Annotated in this window: 16 protein-coding genes and 1 pseudogene; 12 read left to right on the top strand and 5 right to left on the bottom strand. The window is 72.1% G+C overall.

The annotated features are described in order from the left end of the window. Positions 1–230: 230 nt before the first annotated feature. Complete coding sequence (locus tag ACLIYP_RS09805; RefSeq protein WP_412712746.1) at positions 231–1,778, top strand: GH39 family glycosyl hydrolase; 1,548 nt, start codon at positions 231–233, stop codon at positions 1,776–1,778. Between the two features lie 209 nt (positions 1,779–1,987). Then, positions 1,988–4,111 (top strand): NACHT domain-containing protein, encoded by a 2,124-nt coding sequence (locus tag ACLIYP_RS09800; RefSeq protein ID WP_412712745.1) that lies wholly within the window; start codon positions 1,988–1,990, stop codon positions 4,109–4,111. Positions 4,112–4,172: 61 nt separating this feature from the next. Here ACLIYP_RS09800 and ACLIYP_RS09795 read toward each other — a convergent pair whose 3' ends face one another. The 3 genes from ACLIYP_RS09795 to ACLIYP_RS09785 form a co-directional block, all read right to left on the bottom strand. Next, entirely contained in the window at positions 4,173–5,120 is a 948-nt protein-coding gene (locus ACLIYP_RS09795) for an EamA family transporter (protein WP_412712744.1), read from the bottom strand. Positions 5,121–5,282: 162 nt separating this feature from the next. Then, positions 5,283–5,912: a hypothetical protein gene (locus ACLIYP_RS09790; RefSeq protein ID WP_412712743.1), complete on the bottom strand. Its 630-nt coding sequence runs from the start codon at positions 5,910–5,912 to the stop codon at positions 5,283–5,285. Between the two features lie 86 nt (positions 5,913–5,998). After that, positions 5,999–7,591 carry a NucA/NucB deoxyribonuclease domain-containing protein gene (locus ACLIYP_RS09785; RefSeq protein ID WP_412712742.1) on the bottom strand — a complete coding sequence of 531 codons (1,593 nt, stop codon included), beginning with the start codon at positions 7,589–7,591 and terminating at the stop codon, positions 5,999–6,001. 505 nt (positions 7,592–8,096) lie between these two features. On the opposite strand from ACLIYP_RS09785, the gene ACLIYP_RS09780 reads away from it, so the two are divergent. Beyond that, entirely contained in the window at positions 8,097–8,954 is an 858-nt protein-coding gene (locus ACLIYP_RS09780; RefSeq protein WP_412712741.1) for a phosphotransferase enzyme family protein, read from the top strand. A gap of 61 nt (positions 8,955–9,015) precedes the next feature. Here the strand turns inward: ACLIYP_RS09780 and ACLIYP_RS09775 are convergent. Further along, a pseudogene (locus ACLIYP_RS09775) lies at positions 9,016–9,375 on the bottom strand (VOC family protein); the annotation flags it as partial. A 353-nt stretch (positions 9,376–9,728) separates the two neighbouring features. On the opposite strand from ACLIYP_RS09775, the gene ACLIYP_RS09770 reads away from it, so the two are divergent. Then, positions 9,729–10,721: a rubrerythrin family protein gene (locus ACLIYP_RS09770; RefSeq protein WP_412712740.1), complete on the top strand. Its 993-nt coding sequence runs from the start codon at positions 9,729–9,731 to the stop codon at positions 10,719–10,721. Between the two features lie 67 nt (positions 10,722–10,788). Here the strand turns inward: ACLIYP_RS09770 and ACLIYP_RS09765 are convergent, their stop codons facing one another. After that, positions 10,789–12,828 (bottom strand): pentapeptide repeat-containing protein, encoded by a 2,040-nt coding sequence (locus tag ACLIYP_RS09765; RefSeq protein WP_412712739.1) that lies wholly within the window; start codon positions 12,826–12,828, stop codon positions 10,789–10,791. 546 nt (positions 12,829–13,374) lie between these two features. Here ACLIYP_RS09765 and ACLIYP_RS09760 point away from each other — a divergent pair. From ACLIYP_RS09760 to ACLIYP_RS09725, 8 genes are all read left to right on the top strand, one after another. Then, on the top strand, positions 13,375–13,956 hold the full coding sequence (locus tag ACLIYP_RS09760; protein WP_412712738.1) for a hypothetical protein: 582 nt from the start codon (positions 13,375–13,377) through the stop codon (positions 13,954–13,956). A 73-nt stretch (positions 13,957–14,029) separates the two neighbouring features. Continuing rightward, positions 14,030–14,692 (top strand): hypothetical protein, encoded by a 663-nt coding sequence (locus ACLIYP_RS09755; protein ID WP_412712737.1) that lies wholly within the window; start codon positions 14,030–14,032, stop codon positions 14,690–14,692. Positions 14,693–14,812: 120 nt separating this feature from the next. Further along, positions 14,813–15,451 carry a hypothetical protein gene (locus tag ACLIYP_RS09750; RefSeq protein WP_412712736.1) on the top strand — a complete coding sequence of 213 codons (639 nt, stop codon included), beginning with the start codon at positions 14,813–14,815 and terminating at the stop codon, positions 15,449–15,451. Next, positions 15,444–15,749 carry a hypothetical protein gene (locus ACLIYP_RS09745; RefSeq protein WP_412712735.1) on the top strand — a complete coding sequence of 102 codons (306 nt, stop codon included), beginning with the start codon at positions 15,444–15,446 and terminating at the stop codon, positions 15,747–15,749. The genes ACLIYP_RS09750 and ACLIYP_RS09745 overlap by 8 nt, the downstream gene beginning before the upstream one ends. 124 nt (positions 15,750–15,873) lie before the next feature. Then, positions 15,874–16,083: a DUF4236 domain-containing protein gene (locus tag ACLIYP_RS09740; RefSeq protein WP_410539429.1), complete on the top strand. Its 210-nt coding sequence runs from the start codon at positions 15,874–15,876 to the stop codon at positions 16,081–16,083. A 408-nt stretch (positions 16,084–16,491) separates the two neighbouring features. Continuing rightward, positions 16,492–17,112, top strand: a complete 621-nt coding sequence (locus ACLIYP_RS09735) for a DUF6230 family protein (protein WP_412712734.1) — start codon at positions 16,492–16,494, stop codon at positions 17,110–17,112. Then, entirely contained in the window at positions 17,103–17,498 is a 396-nt protein-coding gene (locus ACLIYP_RS09730) for a DUF6114 domain-containing protein (protein ID WP_412712733.1), read from the top strand. The genes ACLIYP_RS09735 and ACLIYP_RS09730 overlap by 10 nt, the downstream gene beginning before the upstream one ends. Then, positions 17,495–18,187, top strand: coding sequence for a hypothetical protein (locus ACLIYP_RS09725; RefSeq protein ID WP_412712732.1), 693 nt, complete (start codon positions 17,495–17,497; stop codon positions 18,185–18,187). The genes ACLIYP_RS09730 and ACLIYP_RS09725 overlap by 4 nt, the downstream gene beginning before the upstream one ends. The last annotated feature ends 106 nt before the right edge of the window (positions 18,188–18,293 follow it).

The raw sequence follows: 18,293 nt of genomic DNA, 5'->3' as shown, positions 1-18,293 counted from the left end.
CAATCGTTACTGATGCGGTCGCCGCCGTGGGAGGCCGCGAAAGGGTGCGGTGACGATCGGAGAGGGGACCGCTCGCACCCGGCCGGGCCCCGGCTTCGGGGCCCCGGTCCGCAAGGCCGGCTCTCACGCCGAACACCTCCGGCGAGCCCCGCACCGCCCCGCCCCGCACCGCACCATCCCGCACCGCACCGCACCATCCCGCACCGCACCGCAGCAAAGGAACCCCCACCATGCGGATCGCCGTTCCCAGGCAGCCGACAGCCCGGTTCTCCGACGCCTGGCGCCACTGCGTCGGCACCGGTCGGATCGACCTCGCGCTGCGGCGCGACTACCAGGAGTCGCTCGCCCTCGTCCAGAGGGAGATCGGTTTCCGGCACATCCGGGGGCACGGCCTGCTCAGCGACGGGATGGGCGTCCACCGGCCCTACGACCACGCCGGCGAGCGGCGCGTACGCCACGCCTTCACATACGTCGACCAGGTCGTGGACGCCTACCTGGAGACGGGCATCGCGCCCTTCGTCGAGCTCGGCTTCATGCCGTCCGGGCTCGCCTCCGGCGAGGACACCGTGTTCTGGTGGAAGGGCAACATCACCCCTCCCCGCGACGAGAAGGAGTGGGCGGACCTCGTACGCGCCGTCATCGGCCACCTGGTCGACCGCTACGGCGTCGACCAGGTGCGCCGGTGGCCGATCGAGGTGTGGAACGAGCCCAACCTGGCGCCGTTCTGGGCCGCGGACCAGGACGCCTACCACCGCCTCTACGAGGTGACCTCGCTGGCCGTCAAGGAGGTCGACGCCGAACTCCAGGTCGGCGGACCCTCACTGGCGCCTGGTTACGAGGACGAGTGGATCCAGCGCTTCGCCGAGTTCGTCGAGGCCCGCGACCTGCCGATCGACTTCGTCAGCCGCCACGCCTACTCCTCCGGCCCCGTCCAGCCCGTGCCGTTCGGGGCTCACCAGACGCTCATGCCGGCGTCGGCGCTGCTGGAGCAGTTCGGCGCCCCGCGGCGGCAGCTGGCGGGCACCGGGCTCGCGGACCTGCCGGTCCACATCACCGAGTTCAACTCCTCCTACCGGCCGGACAACCCGATCCACGACACCGCGTTCCACGCTGCGTACCTCGCGCCGGTGCTGGTGAACGGGGGCGACATCGCGGACTCCTTCTCCTACTGGACGTTCTGCGACGTGTTCGAGGAGGTGGGCATCCCCACCGCGCCGTTCCACGGCGGCTTCGGGCTGCTGACGCACCGCCAGGTGAAGAAGCCCACCTACCACCTGTACGCCTTCATGGCCGAGATGGGCGAGCAGATGCTCGCCCGGGGCGAGGACCACCTGGTGACACGGCACGGCGACGGGCGCGTCACCGTACTGGCCTGGGCGCCGGCCGACCCGGCCGGCGGCGAGCCCGTCGACGGCCACACCGTCCGGCTGTCCCTGCCCGTCGGTGCCCCGGACGCGCGGGGCTCCGCCTTCGCGCTGCGCCGCTCCGTGAACGAGGACGCCGGCAACCCCTGGGCCGCCTGGCGCGAGATGGGGCGGCCGCTCGCGCCCGACAACCGCCGGCTCGACGCCCTCCGGGAGGCCGCCGAACCCGCCCGCTCGCACCGGAGCGTACCCGTCGCCGGCGGGCGCGCCGACGTGGACCTCGTCCTGGGCCGCAACGAGGTGACGCTGCTGGAACTCACCCCGGTCGTCGACGAGACGCCGCAGTGGTGGAACGACGACCGGCTGTTCGGCCTCGGCACCGAGGACCTCGACGCCTTTGCGAACCGGTCGTGAGCGCCCCGGCCGCCCACCGGACCCGGCGGCGGACCGCCGCCGAAACCGCGGCCGTGCACGGCTGACGGCGTCGCGGCACCGATGTGACCGGCTTGCGCCCACCGCCGAGTTCCGGCGCGGTTACCGCTCCGGTGTCCACGGACGGCCCGGACCGCGGACACCCGACCCCCCGGGCGGCGGGCATGCCGGCTCCGCGATGATGGGCCGTCATGGGGAGAGGACGCGGGCAGGGCTGGGGACTGGCGGTGCTGGCGGCCGTGGCGCTGGTGGCGGCCGTGGGGTTCGGGGCGCGCGCCGCGCGCAGCGGCGTCGTGGTGGACGGCGCGTTCGACGGGGTCGGCGCGGTGATCGCCCTGGTGTCCCTGGCCGTGGCACTGGTCGCCGCCCGGCACAGCGCCCAGGCCCTGCGCTGGCAGGAGACCAACCTCCAGGAGGTGGCGGCACGGCTGGCCGTCGCGGTGCTCGACGAGACGCGCACCGCCCGGCAGCAGCTCCTCGGCGACCACGACAGGACCGTCGACGTCCGGTTCGTCCTGTGCCCGGCCCCGGCCCACACCGCCGCCGGCGCCGGGGCCGACGGGCGGCTCGGGGGAGTCGTGGACTACTACCGCGACCTGCGCCCCCGCAGGCTGGTGGTCACCGGGGCCCCGGGAGCGGGCAAGACCGTGCTGGCCCTCCAGCTCATGCTGCACCTGCTGTTGCGGCGCACACCGGACGACCCGGTGCCGGTACTTCTGTCCCTGGCGTCCTGGGACCCCGACGAGGACCTCGGGGAGTGGATCGCCCGGCGCCTGAGGGACACCTACCGGCTGCCCGCGGCCTCGGCCCGGGAGCTGGTCAGGGCCCGGCTGGTGCTGCCGGTGCTGGACGGACTGGACGAGATGGACGCCGACTCCATGCCCGGGTACGCCTCCCGGGCCGGCCGGGCGGTGCGCGCCCTGAACCGCTACCAGGACGCCGACGGCAAGGCCGGGCTGGTGCTGACCTGCCGCACCCGCGCCTACACGGTCCTGGAGGGGCTGCGTGGCGTGTGGGCCCAGGACGCCGCCCGCGTGGAGATCCGTCCCGTCGACGCGGCCGGGGCGGGCGGCTTCCTGCGTGCCCGGGCCGCCGACCCCGGGCGCTGGCAGCCGGTGATCGACGAGTTGGAGCGGGCCCCCGACGGCCCGCTGGCCCGCGGCCTGTCCACCCCCTGGCGCCTGACCCTGGCCTCCCTCGTCCACGAGCCGCGCGACGAGAGGACCGGCGCCTACCTGCGCGACCCGGCCGAGCTGCTCGCCCCGGAGCTGGACACCGCCGAGGCGGTGAGCGAGCACCTGCTCGGACTGCTCGTCCCCACCGCCACGGCCACCGCCGACGCCCTGTCCGGCACACGGCGCCGTGCCCGGTACACCCCCGGGCAGGTCCGCGCCTGGCTCACCGAACTGGCCGTCCACCTCGACCGCAACGCCGCCACCGGGCGGACCGTGGGCGGATGGCCGCTGTCGGGCACCGACATCGTGCTCCACGAACTGTGGCCGCTGGCGGGCTCCCGCCTGCCCCGGGCCGTCCACACCGCCCTCCTCGCGGCCGCCTGGCTCCTCTGCGCCGCCGCGCTGCTTCCCCGGGCGACCGCCAAGCCCGGTTTCCTGCCGGTGCAACTGGCGGTCGGCGGGATGTTCTCCCTGCTGGCCTGTTCGTCGCTGTTCGCGGCCTGGGTGGTGGTCATGCCGCAACCGGACCGGATGGGGCTGCGGCGGTTCCGGACCCCGGCCGACCGGCGCCGTACCGCGAAGTGGCTCGGGCTCGGGGGCATGTGCGGAATGGCAGCCGGGGGCGCTGCCGGGATCGCGACCGGGGACGTGCTCTCCGGCCCGGCCGAGGGCGTGCTCTGGCTTGCGACCGGAGGCGGTATGGGATTCGGAGGCGTGCTCGTGTTCCTGCTCGTGGTTCCCGGGGCGGTGGGAGGCGGCGACCCGCGGGACGTCATGAGGGACAACCTCGTGCTCGGCGCCGTCTTCGGAGGCGTGTTCGGCCTCGTGACCGGGGGCGGTGCTCCCATCGTCCCGGGGGGCGTCGATCCGCAGGACGGCGAGAGGTGGTTCGAGGCCGGGCTCGTGTGCGTACCGGCGTTCACACTCGTGATCGGGTTGCTGTACGGGCCCGCGGGTGCGCGGTACGCGTCGCTGCTGCTGTGCACCCGGCGGTGGAACCGCCACCGGCTCCCGTGGCGGCTCGGCCGGTTCCTCCACTGGTGCTACGGCGCCGGGCTGCTGCGCCTGGCGGGCACCGCCTACCAGTTCCGGCACCGCGAACTCCAGGACCACCTCGCCTCCCGCGTCCGCACCCCGTAGCGGTCCTCTCCCCGCGCCGGCCTCCGCCGGCGGTCGGGTGTCGTTGGCCAGGCGTCGGCGGTCAGGCGTCCGGGAGGGCGGCGCGGGCGGCGCGGGTGGCGCCGGCCGACGCGGCCACCACGCACAGCACCGCCAGCCACTGCGACCAGTACAGCGACTCCCGCAGCACCACCAGGCCGATGAGGGCCGCGACCGCCGGTTCCAGGCTCATCAGGATGCCGAACACACGCGGCGGCATCCTGCGCAGCGCCTCCAGGTCCAGCGAGTACGGGATCACCGACGACAGCAGCGCCACCCCGAGCCCCGCGGCCAGGACCCACGGCTGGAGCAGCGCCGTTCCGCTGTCGGCCACGCCGAACGGCACGGCCATCAGCGCCGCGACGGCCATGCCCAGAGCCAGGCCGCCGCCTTCCGGGGTGTGGCGGCCCAGCGCCGCGCCGAGCAGGATGTACAGCCCCCAGCACAGCCCCGCGGCGAGGGCGAACAGGCAGCCGACGAGGTCGAGTTCGCCGCGTCCCTCCATCAGCAGCACCACGCCGCCCCCCGCGAGCACGGCCCAGAAGGCGTCCAGCCACCGCCTCGCCCCGGCCAGCGCCACCCCCAGCGGCCCGAGGAACTCGATGGTCACCGCGATCCCCAGCGGGATCCGGGCCAGCGCCAGGTAGAAGCACAGGTTCATCAAACCCAGGACCGCGCCGTAGCCGAGCACCACCGTCCACGCGCGGCGGCTCATGCGCGGCGACGGCCGCCACAGCAGCATCAGCACCGCCGCCGCGAAGAACAGCCGCAGCGCGACCGTCCCGAAACTGCCCGCCGCGCTGAACAGGTTCTTGGCCAGTGCCGCGCCCACCTGGACGCTGACGATGCCGAGCAGTACCAGCGCCGTCGGCGGGACCGCGTCGAAGAGGCGGTCGGCCGACGCGGTCAGAGGGGCCCGGGGGGACGGCGGGGGCATGCCGGTTCCGGTTCTGCCGGTGTTCGAGGTGTTCGAGATGTCCGGGGTGGCCACGCGCGGAGTATCGATGACCGGGCGCCGCGCGTCACACGGTTTTCCCGTTGCCGCCCGTATCCGGGATCATCCCGTGGTGGGCCTCCGGCGCGCCCCGGCAGGCTTCCGCATCCCGGACGCGGCACGCGAACCGTCCGCCCCGGAGCCTCTCGAAGACCCTGCTCAGCGAAGCGACCTGCTCCGCGAGACCTGCGCCGCCGCCGTCTTCGCCGGGACGATCCCCGATACCCAGCCGCCGGCCGTCCCGACGTCCTCCAGGGACACTCCCGTCGCCGCGGTGACAGCGCGCCGCGCGAGATCGTCGTACGCACGGCCGGGGATCTCCGTGGAGACGCCCTGGCCGTCGGGGAGGAACCCGGCCGCGGTGAGCGCGGCAGAGACGGGCGGGCTCATCTCCCCCCATCGGATCCCGCTGTCGAGCGCCATGCCGCCCCACCTGTCGTCGAGGTCCGCGTACAGCAGCTCGAGACGGTTGGGATTCTTGAAAACGGTCATCGCGGGAAACCCGTCGCCGCACAGCTCCAGGAGGACGGACCGCTCGGCCCCCACGAACCCCGTGTGGCCGCTGGTCTCGACGATGACGCTCCAGGAAGGGTGCACGCGGCCGGCGACGAGGAGAACACCGTCTTCGGCAATGCCTTCGTCCTCTTCCTCGCGGAGCGCGTCGAGCGGGTTCTCGACGGGGTGGACGGAGACGGCTTCCGCAGCCCGCAGCGCCTCGGGCGGAGACAGCGTGGTGAACGTGAAGGACCAGCCGCCGAAGTAGCCGTCGAGGGTCTGCACCAGGTCCACGGGGCCTCCGGGGGAACGGGAGCGGTGCCCCTCGGTCTTCGAGGAGCACCGTTCAGCATACTTTCCGAATGTGACGTCCCGGTGGGCTAGAAGTCCACGATCTGCACGTAGTACCGGTCGTTGTCGTTGGCCGGATCCGGGAGGGTGTCGTCCCAGGCGAGAATGCGGTGGTTGCGCACGTAGTTCATCAGCGTGTTGCCGGCGGACCGGTTCTGGCTGAGGTCGACGGGATACACGGAGAAGTCCCAGTCCGTGTTCGAAGCACCCTCGAGAGTGGAGCGGAACGGGTACTCGTCGCAGTCCTCGACGCCCGCCTCGGGCCGCAGGGGGAGCGGCAGGCCGGTGGTGGAGTACTCGCCGGTCGAGGTGCACGCCTGATCCTTGTGGGACGTGTTGGCGTTCATCGTCGTCAGGTGGAAGTTCTCGTGCAGACGGTGCAGGCCGGCCGCGTAGTAGTCGCCGGCTACGTACTTACCGGGGATGCTCTTCGAAGTGGTGCTCGTCGGATACGTCAGGTCGGGCTGGTTCTGCGCTCTGTAGATGTGGTCGGCGACGCCCTTGTGGGGGGAGTCCGCCGCGCGCGAGTACATCATCCGCGGGATGGTCTCGAGGAATACGCAGCCCTTCTGCCAGTCCGCGTAGATGTAGGCGGCGGAGTCGCAGCGCACGAGGCGGCGGGAGAGCGAGGCGCGTGACTCGGAGCTGTATTCGCCGGTGTCGGTGTAGAACTCGACGTGGGTGCCGTGGGCGCCGAGCTTGTCACGGCCGAGTCCGTACGCCTCGCTGCTGTTGGCGTTCCAGTTGTACCAGGTGTCGACGCTGTTCCAGTTCTCCCACGTCAGAGTGATGGGGGAGCCGGTCGCCGAGCAGCCGGCGGTGTTGCCGAAGCAGTTCCCGATGACGGTCAGGTCAACGCCGGGGGCGGTCCAGATGTTGTCCCACCAGCCCCAGTCGTAGGTGACGGAGTCCTTCTGCATCTTCGCGAACATGCGGGTGGACCGCTCGTTGTTGTACTGCTGTGTGTACAGCTGCACGAGACCGGTGTTCGTGCCCATGTACTCGCGGGTACCGGTCGTGGATTCGACCTTGTAGTAATTGGCGGTGAGCTTGGTGCGCCCGCATGCGGCGAAGCGGTCGATGATCGCTTCGAACTCTGCGGTACCGTTGAAGCACAGGGATTCCAGGACGGCCGGCGGAGTGTTTCCGACCGGATATCCGACAGTGCTCTCGTTGAGGTCGTAGGAAGCGGCGAGACCCATGCTCATCCTGCTTCCGTCGCTCGCGGTCGCGGTCCGCGCTCCCTTGCCGAAGTCCTTGTAGGGCTTGGCGTGGGCTTCCTTGACGCTTTCCGCGGCCTGCCTGTAGGCATCGGAAAGCGTCAAGGGATTGCCGCTCTGCCGGTTCGCGTCGGCAGGTCGCTTGCCGGTCTGTTCCGGCTCCTCGAGCGGCCTGTTCGCCCTGACGCGGCCGCGTGCCTTTTCGATCTGCTCCTGGGTCAGGTCGACCGTCACGGTGATCTCGCTGTTCGCCGTGGTGGCGTACTGCGGTTTCAGGGCTCTGGCCTGTGCGACAGGAATGACGGTGTCCTGTCCCGCGGTCGGGCTCTGCTGGGGGAATATCCCCGCAAGAGCGGCTGACGCGCCGATTGCCGCGCATATGAGGGTGGTGCGTTTGTTCACGCTTGCGCTTCCTGTCAGGAGATGTGCTCCCGTAAAAGGGATGATCACCACAGCGGTGATGATCAAGTTTTAACCGAGAAATCGGTACAGGGCTCGTGAAAAGTCGTGCGGCGGTTCTTCACGATCCTCTTCCACGGAGGTTTTCAAGGTGATGAAGGCCGTTTTGGGCGGACGCTGCGTCAGCGGCCTTGCGGCCGACGGTCCGGTTCCCCTGCGCGGCGGTGCCGCTTCGCGGACCACCCCGGCTGCAGCGTGGAGCCGACCGGCCAGGTCGAGCCGTCCGGTTCGGTGGTCACCTCGTGGCCACGCCCGCCCGCCGTACCGGGCGTCGGGGCAACCCCGCGCACCGTATGCCGGGCGGAGGCCGTAGGTGCTTGGGCAGTGCGGGGAGAGCCGACCCCGGACGCTTCCTGCCCGTCGCGCGGACGCGGCTTCCCACCGGCGGCTTGGTACGGTGCGAGGGCCGCGCCGTTCGGAGAGGCAGGGCAGCGCACAGGGGAGAGGAATGCAGGCATCAGAGGCCCGGCGTGCGGTGGCAGCGGCCCTGTCGATCGCCTCGTCACTCGGTCTGACCGCCGACGAAGCGATCGTTCTCAACGACTCGAACAAGCTCACTCTGCGTCTGCTGCCCTGCGACGTCCTGGCCCGGGTGGCACCCGTGGCGCATCAGGTCGCGCGCTTCGAAGTCGAGGTCGCTCAGCGGCTCGCCGAAGCCGGATGCCCTGTGGCCGCCCTCGAACCTCGCGTGGAGCCACGCGTCCACGAGCGCGACGGCTTCGTGGTCACGCTGTGGACCTACTACGAACCCGTGGCACCCCGGGAGGCCGTGTCACCGGCCGACTACGCCGACGCGCTCAGACGGCTGCACACAGGCATGCGCGGACTTGACAGCCCGGCACCGCACTTCACGGAGCGGGTCGAGCAGGCACGACGGCTCGTGGAGGACCGCGACCGCACTCCGACGCTCGCCGACGTGGACCGGGAACTGCTCGGCGACACGTTGCGGAGCCTGGGACGGGCGATCGGCGAGCGTGGCGGCACCGAGCAGCTGCTGCACGGCGAGCCGCACCCGGGCAATGTGCTCGCCACGGGGAACGGGCCGCTGCTCATAGACTTCGAGACGTGCTGCTACGGGCCCGTCGAGTTCGATCTCGCCCACGCGCCCGAGGAGGTCGGCGAGCACTATCCGGGCGTGGACCAGGGCCTGCTGCGCGATTGCCGGATCCTCGTGCTGGCGGTGATCACGGCATGGCGCTGGGACCGGGACGACCAACTCCCCGGCGGACGCCGGCTGGGCATCGAGTGGCTCGGCCGGCTCCGTGCGGCACTCGGTCGCAACGGCCCGGATGCCCGTGGCCGGTGAGCGGGGCTCATGTGCGGGGGTGCCGTCGCGGCTCCGCGCCGGGGCGTCAGGACAGGGCGCGGACGCAGAACTCGTGGCCCTCCGCGTCGGTCAGGCACGTCCACGGCACCTCGCCCTGGCCCACGTCGGCGGGCGTCGCACCGAGAGCCCCTGGGCGCGCCACCAGCTCCGCCTGATGGGCCTCGGATGTGGTGGCGAGGTCGAGGTGCGCACGGGTCTTCGCCGCCGCCTTGGGCTCGGGGACGGGAACGACGTCGACGCAGACGGCGACCGGGTCCGGCCAGACGATGCCGCCGGCGGGCCCGACGTAGATGGTCGCGCCAGGGCTGTAGGCCTGCCGGCCGGGGGCCTCCGCCCAGAACCGGCCGACCGCCGGGGCGTTCAGGGCCTTGATGTTCACTTGGACGGGACGCAGCGCCATGCCGGCGATCCTGCGTACACGTTCCGCGACGGCACCCGCGTTTCCGCCGGACGGGGGCCGCCCCGCTCACCCGGCAGGTGGGGCGCCGATCAGCAACCGCCCCCCGCGGCACCGCGGGCCGGACCTCAGCGGTGTTCGACGCCGGCCCCTTCCGGGCCTACGGCCCGGCCCGCCACCGGTCGCGGCAGGCAGGCCGGTTCCCGAAGTGCGCAAGCCGGGGTGGTGCAGATGGACGCTCCTCCGTCCCCCTAAACGGGCAAACGGGCGCGTGATGGCGGGGAGGGGCCGGAGCGCGGTGGCAGGGTTCCGGGCGCCAGACGTGCCGGCGCCGTGTGGGCGCCAGAAGAGGAGACATGGCTGTGACCACTGTGCCCGTTCGTGCTCTGACATCGCTCGCCCTCGCCGCGGCGGTCCTCGGTACCGCCGTGTCCGGTGCCGCGGCGACCGAGAACCCCGCCCCGAAGCCCCCGGCCAAGAGCGCTCAGGACCAGGCGAAGAAGCACGGCCCGCTCGCCCTGAGCACGGTGGAGGACCTCCGGTCGTCCATGCAGGGCGAGGCGTACGCCCACGCCTCCTACACCTTCTTCGCCGCACAGGCCGACCGCGAGGGGAAGCACGAGGCCGCCAAGGCGTTCCGGACGGCCGCGCACACCGAGCTGTGGGAGCACTTCGCCGAGCAGGCCGAACTGGTCGGCCTGGTCGGAAGCAACGAGGCCAACCTGCGCCACGCCATCGAGGGCGAGACCCACGAGGCGTACTCGATGTACCCGGCCTTCGCCGCGCAGGCCCGCCAGGACGGCGACATCGAGGCCGCCGAGCTGTTCACCGAGATCGCCGCCGACGAGAACGCCCACCGCAAGGCCTTCGCGACCGCCCTGAAGGCCGTCACCACTGGCAAGGGCGAGATCCCCGCCCCGCCGGCCGTCGACCGCACCGAGGTGCCCGCCGGCCTGCCGAAGGTCTCCTCCCCGCGCACCCGCGCCAACCTGGAGACCGCGATGCACGGCGAGGCCCTCGCGCACGCCTCCTACACCCTCTTCGCCCAGCAGGCCCGCAAGAGCGGCAACGCGGCGCTGGCCGACCTGTTCGCCGGTACCGCGCGGGTCGAACTCCACGAGCACTTCGCCGAGCTGGGCGTCCTGGCCGGCCTGGTGTCCGACACCGCCGCCAACCTGCGCAAGTCCATCGAGGGCGAGTGGTACGAGGCCAAGGTGATGTACCCGAAGTTCGCCGAGCGCGCACGGAAGGCCGGCGACCTGAAGGCCGCCCATGTCTTCGCCGACACCGCCGGCGACGAGGCCGCCCACGCCCGCTCCTTCGAGAAGGCCCTGCGCAACCTGAAGTGACGCCCGGCCGACCGCGTCCGGCCGGACGGGCAGGAGACCGTCCGGCCGGACGTGCGCCGCAGGGGGGTCAGCGTTTGACGCGGTTGCGGACGGCCAGGACCGCCAGGCCCAGCAGGACGGGCTCGACGAGGCGGGAGGTCATCTCGATGTAGGTGCCCGTGGTGGTCAGGTCCTGTCCGCTGGAGCGGAACACCACCGAGTTGAGCGTGACGTTCAGCGCCTTCTCGAAGCGCTCGCCGGTGAACCTGTCCCCGGTGGGGTTCTGCGGGTCGGCCTTGCCGATGGTGAGGGTGACCCGGCCTCCGCCGGGCGGCACGGTGCCGGTCGCCTCCTGCTTCGGTGAGTTCTGGGGGATCCCGAAGCCCATCAGCAGCACGACGGTGACGAGCATGGCGGCCGCGAGCCAGCCCAGGGCCCGCACGGCGCGCAGCCCGTAGCCGGAGACGGCCCAGTAGGCGGCCAGCAGGGCGCGTTCGGCTCCCGGGGTGCCGGGGTCGTGGCGGCGCATCTCCATCTCGCCGTAGTAGAAGTCGGCCGCCCCGGGTTCGTTCTTGCCGTCCTCGAACGCCTTGCGCAGCGCCCGGTACACCGGCGCCAGCTGCGCCGGCCCGGCGTGTCCGGCGCCGAGTACCGCCGTGTTCCAGCCCCGGACGGCGTCCGGCCGCTTCGCGCGCCAGTGGTGCTCCTCGGCGAGGGTACGGCGCCCGGTGAACCGCACCGGTAGCCTGCGCCGCCGGTGCGTGCCGGGCGGGGCGGTGTCGAAGGCGCAGATGCCCTCCAGCCGCAGCTGGTCCAGGTGCACGGTGCCGGTGAACAGGCAGCCCGACAGGTCGACGTCGGCCAGGACCAGGTGGGCCGCGTCCACCCCGCGCAGCGTGGCGATCCGCACCGCGGCGTCGGGCGCGTGGGCGAGGGCCCGCTCCTCCACCGTCCGTCCGTCGGCGAGCACGAAGGCGTCGGGCTCCGCGGCGATCGTGAGGGGGTACTCGAAGACCGCGTGGGAGAGGTCCACCGTGGCGTAGCGCAGACGCAGCTCGGCCGTCGACGACCAGCGGGTCCGCCGGCACTCCAGGCGGCGCGCGGTCAGCGAGAGGTTCGCCGGTCCGCCGAACACCGCCCCGGACAGCACCAGCCTGCCGGCACATACCAACGGGCCGAAACCTGCCGACCGCTCGAACACCGTGTCCACGAACCAGGCGTCACCCTTGATGACGGCCGCCTCGAATACGCTGCCGCTTTGGAAGGTGGCTGCTTCGAACCTCGCGGCCCCCTCGAAGGCTGCTGTCCGGAATCGTGCGTTGTTCTTGAAAATGGTCCTCGTGAAGTCGGCGTCGCCCTTGAAGGCGGCGGCCTCGAAGCAGACGTCGCGCTCGAAGGCGGTCGACTCGAACGAAGCGCCACTCCTGAAGCCGGTCGCCTCGAACCACGCATCGTCCGCGAAGACGGTCTCCCTGAACCCGGCCGTGCCCTCGAACACGGACTCCTCGAACCAGGCGACGTCTTCGAAGACGACCCTCCTGAATCCTGCGGTTCTCCTGAAGGTGGCCGCTTCGAACCTGGCTGTGTCCTTGAAGGCGGTCGCTTCGAACCAGGCGGCGCTTTCGAAGGTGGCCGCCCCGAACCCTGCGGTTCCCTCGAAGGTGGTCGTCCCGAACCAGGCGGCGCTTTCGAAGGTGGCCGCCCCGAACCCTGCGGTTCCCTTGAAAGTGGTCGTTTCGAACCGGGCGACACCTGCGAAGGACGCCGCCTCGAACCAGGCGTTCCTCTGAAAGGTGACTGATGCGAATTCGGCGTCGCTCAGGAAGACCGCCGAATCGAACCCTGCGGCACCGAAACAAGGGTGCCCGGTGACGGGGTCGCGGAGGGCATCGAGCAACCGATCCAGCAACTCGGCGGTGAAGGTGGTACCACGGTGGTCGATGTCCGAGCCGGGGGACAGGGTGGCGAGATAGGCGTCGCGGTCTGTGTCCGACACGTGGGCCAGGCACGCTGTGTGGCCGGGGACGTGGACGCCGTGACAGCCGACCGGGTCCTCCGACGTGGCGTCGTGGCCGCAGTGCGGCCAGTCGGGCGGACGCGGGGGCGGCGTGCGGCTCGGGTGTGTCATGCCAGGAGGACGATCCGGCGCGGGCGGATAGTTGCCCGTTCCGCCTCCGGAGCCGTGTACGGGGATCCCGGTGCGAGGTGTCGCACGCTGCTGCCGGAACCTTTCGTGCGGTTCGGCGTGTGAGCGGCGAACGCATTCCTTCGAGCACCTCCACGGACAGCAAACGCGTGTGGGTGCCCTTGTTGTGTCTATGGGACATACCGTCTCCCGCGTGCCTACGGAGCCGGTTGTACGCGTTTCGGCGGCCGTTGTACGTGCTCCGTGCCGTGTCGTGACGCGGCGGAGCCGCGCTGCGCCCGGTGACGGGAGGGGACGGTATGGCCGGAGTCGGGACGGACGACGACACACAGCTCGAGTCCGAACGCGGCACGGGGGCGCTTTACGTGTTCGGCCGCCAGGTGAAGCGGTTCCGGACGCCTGGGCGTCCTTCCTCGGCCTGGCGTCCCGCTCGCGCGTCCGACGCTCGCTTCGCGCCTGTGCCCTGTGTCCCCGACTCCCTTGGGAGAACAGGGCACAGGCATGCCGTCCCCTCTACGATCACCGGTCATGGCCACCCTGATCGTGACCGTCTCGCTGGCGTTTCTCGGCTACTTGGCGACCTACCTCAACGGCCTGCGGCTGGCGCAGCGGCAGGCCCGGCTCGCCCGCGTCAACCTGCAGCTCAGCGACTTCTACGGCCCGCTGTTCGCGCTCATGGAGGCCAACGGCCGTATCTACGATGCGTACGCCGCAAAGTACGCCCGCCCCGACGGCCGCGACTTCTTCCACCACGACGAGCCGCCCACCGAGGAGGAGCTGGCGGCGTGGCGGCTGTGGGCCACGACCGTCTTCCTGCCCAACGTCCGCGCGATGCGCGAAGTGGTCGTGGCCAAGGCCGATCTCCTCATCGAGGAGGAGGTGCCACAGGTGCTGCTGGACCTGTGCGCGCACGTCTCCGGCTACGAGATCACCGCCGCGCGCTGGGAGCGCGGTGACCACACCGAGCACCTGTCGGTGATCCGCTTCCCCGGCCGGGAGTTGCGGGAGTACGCCCGCGATCGCTTCACGGGACTGAAGCACGAGCAGGCGAAGCTGCTGGGGCGTTCGGTCACGGGCCGCCGGCGTGGAGCCGTCGGCTCCGGCCGGTGACCCCGGTCGGCCGCTGTCGCCCCCCTGTCGTCGAACGCGGCTGAACGGTGCGCCCGGAGGGGAGAACGCCGGTATGAGCGATGACGAGGCGGCCGGCTCGCAGGAGACACCCGAATCCGCCCTCGACGGAGGGCAGAACGCCACCATCGGCCCGTTGGGCAGAAGGATCATCGGTTTCTGCATGGTGGGCATGGCCGTTGTGGCGCTTGTGGGCCAGACCTTGGGCCTCTGGCAGGGGATCTACGACTTGTTCGGCGGGGGGAACGGTTCTGTTCCGTCGGCGGCGGACAGCGTCGGCTCGCCTTCGGCCGAGACCTCCGGCCGGTCGGGGTCCGTGCCGCGCTGCGAGGCGTCGGGCGACCAGCAGGTGCTGATCGAGCTCAAGGGGGAGCCGACCCGTTCCGGGGCGCACGCGGTGGCCACGGTGAAGTGCGAGGTCGCTCCGGGGGACCGCCTGTCGTGGGTGGTGCGCAAGGAGACCGGTGATCCGGACCGGCCGCGCGTCCACTACACCCTGAGGTACGAGCTGGGGCAGCAGGGGCCGGGACGGTACACCTACGACGCGGACCTCGGCACCACCGCGCCGGGGTCCGAGCGGTCCCTGATCGCCGTCCTCATGGACGATGCCACCCACCGCGAGGTGAAGGCGGGCAGGGACCCCGGGACCGCCTATGTGGATCTGCCCTCGCCCGTCCCCGTCGTGTCCAACTCGCTGTCGATCACCACACCCCGGTAGTGCACCGGCAGGAGAGGGCGGCCGCCGGGGACGAGCCCGCCGGGCCGGAGGGCGCTTTACGGGGAGTGCCTGCGGCCTGGAGACTGGGGGGACGGCGCGGGGGAGGGGAACGGGGCGAACATGGCCGAGGACCAGGGGAGTTGGGGGAGACCGGTGCCGCTGGGGCAGGGCGGCGCGTCCGAGGCGGCCCACTTCGTCGCCGCGCCGCTGCTGGCCGGCGCCTGCATCGCCACCGTCGGCGTGCTGGGCGCGGACGCCGAGAAGTTCCGCTGGCCGGGGCCCGCGATGCTGCTGCTCACCCTCGCCTTCGCCGCACTCGTCGGCAGCGTGCAGTACGGTTTCCACGCCCGCCGCCACCTGTACTCCCCTGCGGACGTGGAGTCCTGGCATCCGCCGGACTCCCGCCGGCCCTCCGGCGAGGTGCTGCGGCGGGAGCAGCGCCGCCACTTCGGGGAGTGGATGCGGCTGAGCCGCCGGGCGGCCCTGACCTACAACCTGGGGATCGCCCTGCTGGGTGCGGGTGGGGCGCTGGCCCTCGCGGCCCCCGAGGGCGCCTCGTTCTGGCACGCGGCGTGCCGCTGGGCGGCGAGCGCCGTGCTGGCGGCCGGTGCCCTGGCGGAGCTGGAGTGGACGCTGAGCGAGTGGTGGACGCGCAGGGCGCTGCTGCGTGCCGCCCGGGCCGGCGGGGGAGGGGACGGGCGGGGAGAGGACGGCAGAGATGACAGGGGAGATGACAGGGGGGAGAGGCGCGATGTCTGAGTCCGTCGTGCGCGCCGTCGGCGGCCCGTGGGAGCCGGAGGTGACGCACTGCTGTGTGTGCGGAGGGCCGCTGCTGCTGCGCGGGCGCCCGCTGACGGTGCGTCCGCGCGTGTGGTCCCTGCGCAGGCAGGGATTCCTGGACGACCTGGCGTACGACCACGACGGCGGCTGCGCCGCGGCGGCGGTCCCGGCCGGCGTGCTCATCGGGATGAGCAGGGAGCAGGCCCTGGCGGAGGCGGCCCGCCGCGGCGCCTCGCAGGGAGAGGGGGACGGCGGTACGGGGTGCGGGGACGGCTGAGCCCGGGGCCCGCCCCGGCGGCCGAGTTCGGCGGAGCCGTAGCCGGGCATACGGACAACATCCTTGTCCGGCGGGGCGGTTCGCCGCCGGGAAGCCGGAGGACAGCCGAACCGAGGAGGACCGTATGGCCGTCACGTTCCGCAAGAGCATCCGGATCCTGCCCGGAGTGCGCCTGAACCTCAACCGCCGCTCCTGGTCGTTCACCCTGGGCAAGGGGAAGGGGCCCAGGCACACGTTCGGCTCCAGGGGACGCCGCACCACGTCGATGAACCTTCCCGGTCCGTTCGGATACCGCAGGACGACGACGAGCCGGAGCCGCCGCGGCGGCCGCTGACACCGTGTGCGGCACGCGCCGCACACCGCACAACGGGCCGGCCCCGGAACCCTTCGAGGGTTCCGGGGCCGGCCCTTTCGCCGTCGGCTCCGCGCCGTCGGCTCCGCGCGGGCGGTCTCCGAATGGCCGAAAAGGGGCTGCACGGGACCTTGCCAGTGACCAGTGGCGTACCTACAGTCAACCTACTCGCCGGTATTGACACGTTCACTAATACCGGAGGCCTCCCCGTACGCCCCGGCCGGGCGCGGGGCGGAGCCGCGCCACCGTACGCACCGGTCCGCCGCCGGGCCGCGCGCAGCACCCCGGCGGCGGAGCCGGACCGGGGCCGGCACCAGCACAGCACCTCGCAATCCGTATGCCACAGGCATGTCCGCGAGATGTTCGCGGGCTCCGCCGGAAGGGTGTGTCATGAAGGACGAGCAGGAGAGACCCGTGGAAGGCCGCGTCAGATGGCGCAGGTTCGCCGCCGTGTGCGTGCCCGGCTTCGCCGTCACCGGCGTACTGGCCGTCGCACTGGCCGAGGGAGCCCTCGCCGCGTCGTTCGCCGTGTCCGGCCAGCAGTTCAAGGTGTCCGCGGACCGGCTCACCGGCGACGGCTTCGTGCAGTACGGCAGCGTGGACGTCAACGCCCGCGACCAGTTGCTGCCCGTCGCGGTGACCGGCATCAGGACGGCGAGGATGGAGAGCCTGTGCCAGTCCGTCGTCACCACCCTGCCCGTCCTCGGCGACATCTCGCTGAAGCTCTCCGCCGGCACCGGCGACAAGCCGGTGGAGGCCACCGACCTGTTCGTGGACGCCACCCAGCTCTCGGGTGACGCGTCGTTCGAGAACATCGAGATCGGCCGCGACGCCTCCACGCTCGACAAGGGCCCCGACGGGGCCCAGGGCATGCAGGACGCCTTCTCCCAGCAGGCCGACACCCTTGAGATCAGCGATCTGAAGCAGACCGCGTGGGCGACCAACGCGGGCACGTTCAAACTCGCCGACCTCAGCATGAAGATCACCAAGGGCAAGCGCGAATGCTTCTGAAGTGGCGGCGCTGGCGTCGCGGCCGGCCCTTCTGGGGAGGGCTGGTCACCGTCGCCGCGGGCGTGGAGATCGCGGTCATCCCCCTGGCCCCGATGAAGGTCATGCTGCACCAGGGGGTCGCGGGCGCCGCGTCCGTCCTCCTGGGCGCCGTACTGATCGTGCTGGGCCTGTCGGCCTGGTTCACGCCGCACTACCGCACCCTCACAGGCATCCTCACGGCCATGATCGCCGCGGCCGCGCTGGTCCTCTCCAATCTCGGCGGCTTCCTGATCGGGACGGTCGCCGGACTCATCGGCGGCGGGCTCGTCTTCGGCTGGCAGCCGGGTACGGCGCCCGCGCCGGAAACCCCCCACCCCAACCCCCCCTCAGTCCAGGAGGAAGCGTGACCCTCAGCTCATCGCGTTCCCGCACCCCCCTGTCCGCCGGCGCCGCTCTGGCCGCCGCGGCCGCCCTGACGCTGGCCGGGGCCGGCAGCGCCACGGCCGGGCCGGCCGCCGTCGCGGGCTCCACGACCGTCACCCCCGCCGGGCACTACTTCGCCGCCGACCTCAGCGGCAGCGCCACCTTCAAGGCCGGCAGCGTGACGGTGACCTGCACGGTCTCCAGCTCCGCCCCCACGGGCACCGGCGACGCCAACCGCGTCCCCGGCGCGCCGGACAACAGCAACGCAGCCGGCCCGGTCGGAGGCCCCCTCAACGCGCCCACCTACAGCTCGTGCCGCACCAGCATGCCGGGCGTCTCGGCCACCGTCACCACCAGCGGTGAATGGGGCGTCTCCGTCCAGCACGGTGCGCCGTCCACCGCGACCCTGTCCATGCCCAGCGGCGGCCTGGTCGTCAGGACCAGCGGCCTGGCCAGCTGCACCGTGACCGCCGCGCCCGACGCCGGTGCCTCGATCACCGGCACCTGGACCAACGGGGCGCCCTCCAAGCTCGCCTTCACGAACGTCTCCGTGCCCGTCGACGTCGTTGGCGGGTTCGGCTGCCCGACCAGCGCCACCAGCTCCGTCTTCAACGCCACCTACGACATCACCGACGCGACCGACCCCGCCTCGCAGATCACCGTGACCGACTGACCGGGGGAGCGGCGGCTCCCCTCTCAGGGGCCCCGGGCGGCGACCGGGCAGCCGCCCGGGGCCCGCGGTGCCGGCCGGCCGCACGGCGGCGCGACGGGCCCCGCGG

The sequence above is a fragment of the Streptomyces nanhaiensis genome, assembly GCF_046614825.1.
In the GTDB taxonomy this organism is placed as follows: domain Bacteria; phylum Actinomycetota; class Actinomycetes; order Streptomycetales; family Streptomycetaceae; genus Streptomyces; species Streptomyces radiopugnans.
This window is presented reverse-complemented; position numbering and strand designations above follow the sequence as displayed.

Excerpts from the sequence above, each read along its gene's own strand:
- ACLIYP_RS09735 (WP_412712734.1), top strand. The coding sequence starts at position 16,492 with ATGAAGGACGAGCAGGAGAGACCCGTGGAAGGCCGCGTCAGATGGCGC.
- ACLIYP_RS09800 (WP_412712745.1), top strand. The coding sequence starts at position 1,988 with ATGGGGAGAGGACGCGGGCAGGGCTGGGGACTGGCGGTGCTGGCGGCC.
- ACLIYP_RS09750 (WP_412712736.1), top strand. The coding sequence starts at position 14,813 with ATGGCCGAGGACCAGGGGAGTTGGGGGAGACCGGTGCCGCTGGGGCAG.
- ACLIYP_RS09730 (WP_412712733.1), top strand. The coding sequence starts at position 17,103 with ATGCTTCTGAAGTGGCGGCGCTGGCGTCGCGGCCGGCCCTTCTGGGGA.
- ACLIYP_RS09740 (WP_410539429.1), top strand. The coding sequence starts at position 15,874 with ATGGCCGTCACGTTCCGCAAGAGCATCCGGATCCTGCCCGGAGTGCGC.
- ACLIYP_RS09760 (WP_412712738.1), top strand. The coding sequence starts at position 13,375 with ATGGCCACCCTGATCGTGACCGTCTCGCTGGCGTTTCTCGGCTACTTG.
- ACLIYP_RS09805 (WP_412712746.1), top strand. The coding sequence starts at position 231 with ATGCGGATCGCCGTTCCCAGGCAGCCGACAGCCCGGTTCTCCGACGCC.
- ACLIYP_RS09770 (WP_412712740.1), top strand. The coding sequence starts at position 9,729 with ATGGCTGTGACCACTGTGCCCGTTCGTGCTCTGACATCGCTCGCCCTC.
- ACLIYP_RS09780 (WP_412712741.1), top strand. The coding sequence starts at position 8,097 with ATGCAGGCATCAGAGGCCCGGCGTGCGGTGGCAGCGGCCCTGTCGATC.
- ACLIYP_RS09755 (WP_412712737.1), top strand. The coding sequence starts at position 14,030 with ATGAGCGATGACGAGGCGGCCGGCTCGCAGGAGACACCCGAATCCGCC.
- ACLIYP_RS09745 (WP_412712735.1), top strand. The coding sequence starts at position 15,444 with ATGTCTGAGTCCGTCGTGCGCGCCGTCGGCGGCCCGTGGGAGCCGGAG.
- ACLIYP_RS09765 (WP_412712739.1), bottom strand. The coding sequence starts at position 12,828 with ATGACACACCCGAGCCGCACGCCGCCCCCGCGTCCGCCCGACTGGCCG.